The following is a 459-nucleotide window of genomic DNA, read 5'->3' as shown; positions in this document are numbered from 1 at the left end:
CACCGAATATTGAGCGTTATTGCTATTTTATGGAGACTTCATAACGCGATGTTAAGGCTAGGGTATTCCCGCCATGCCCTTACGGCAGCGGAATTCACGCGTGCGCAGCGAGCGAGTGCAGTGTGTCGATGAACGCGTGCGCGAGGCGCGACAGCGGCGTCGGCACGGGGTGCAGCACGCTGACCGGCGCGGCGAGCGTCGGTACGATCGGCTTCACGACGATCTGCGGCCACACGGGGCCCGCGACCGTCAGCTCGTCGATCAGCGCGATGCCGGTGCCGGCCTGCGCGAGCGCGCATGCGACGTGCGCCTGCTGTACTTCGACCTTGACCTGCGGCACGAGGCTTGCGTCGCTGAACAGGCGCCGCACCAGTTGCCCGAGCGGAATGTCGCTGCCGTAGCCGATCAGCGGCTGGTTCGCGAGATCGCGCACGGCAAGCGTCTTGCGTCGCGCGAATG

Annotated in this window: 1 protein-coding gene; it reads right to left on the bottom strand. The window is 65.4% G+C overall.

Annotated features, from left to right (window positions below; translation table 11 throughout):
- Positions 1-94 precede the first annotated feature (94 nt).
- A partial coding sequence (locus tag J5M58_RS26800; protein WP_243432569.1) for a LysR substrate-binding domain-containing protein occupies positions 95-459 on the bottom strand: 365 nt, incomplete at its 5' end.

Origin of the sequence: Pseudomonas sp. 32_A, assembly GCF_017490905.1 — a bacterium.
GTDB lineage: Bacteria > Pseudomonadota > Gammaproteobacteria > Pseudomonadales > Pseudomonadaceae > Aquipseudomonas > Aquipseudomonas inefficax.
This window is presented reverse-complemented; position numbering and strand designations above follow the sequence as displayed.